Origin of the sequence: Streptomyces carpinensis (assembly GCF_002154505.1) — a bacterium.
Taxonomy (GTDB): Bacteria; Actinomycetota; Actinomycetes; order Streptomycetales; family Streptomycetaceae; genus Streptomyces; species Streptomyces carpinensis.
On record NZ_MUBM01000811.1, the window covers coordinates 1 to 615 of the forward strand.

At 69.1% G+C, this 615-nt stretch carries 1 pseudogene; it reads right to left on the reverse strand.

The annotated features are described in order from the left end of the window. A pseudogene (locus BZY54_RS48945) lies at nucleotides 1–552 on the reverse strand (hypothetical protein); the annotation flags it as partial. Nucleotides 553–615 lie beyond the last annotated feature (63 nt).

The window sequence follows — 615 nt, forward strand, 5'->3', positions numbered from 1 at the left end:
GGTGACCAGCAGCCGCCCGGAGTTGGGGTTGTCGTAGCCGGTGAGGACCGTGCCGCCCCGCGGAGTGGGGTTCTGGGCGGGCTTGGTGGTGATCCACGTCTCGTTGTAGGCGTTGGTGGCGCCCACCACGCGGGAGTCGCCGATCTGCACCAGCATGCCCTCGTGGGCCTCCAGCCAGTCCAGCGCGTAGGCGCCGGGCTGAAGTTCCAAGGACTCGATGCTCCCTCCCTGCGCCTGCGGGGCGTAGGCGTCGGGGAGCGTCGAGGAGTCGATGACCTCGGCGGCAGGCACCGTGTTGCCCGTCGAGAGCACGGCGGCCGTCGGACCGGTCAGTTCGGTGACGGACTGCGAGCCGCTGCTCTTGCCACCGGGGTAGTACTCGCTCACCTTGCCCGAGACGAGTACCGAGTCGCCGACCTTGACCAGCGGCGTGGCGGAGCCCGTGAAGACGAAGAGGCCCTCGCTGGTGGCCGGGTTGCCGTCCGGTTCGGGGTCCTGGATCCAGTAGCCCTTCGACCCGGTGCTGCGCACACCGGTCACCACACCGGGCACGCTGGTGACGGTCTTGCCGTTTTGCGGTGAAATGCGGCTGGAGCCCTGGATGTCGTGGATGCG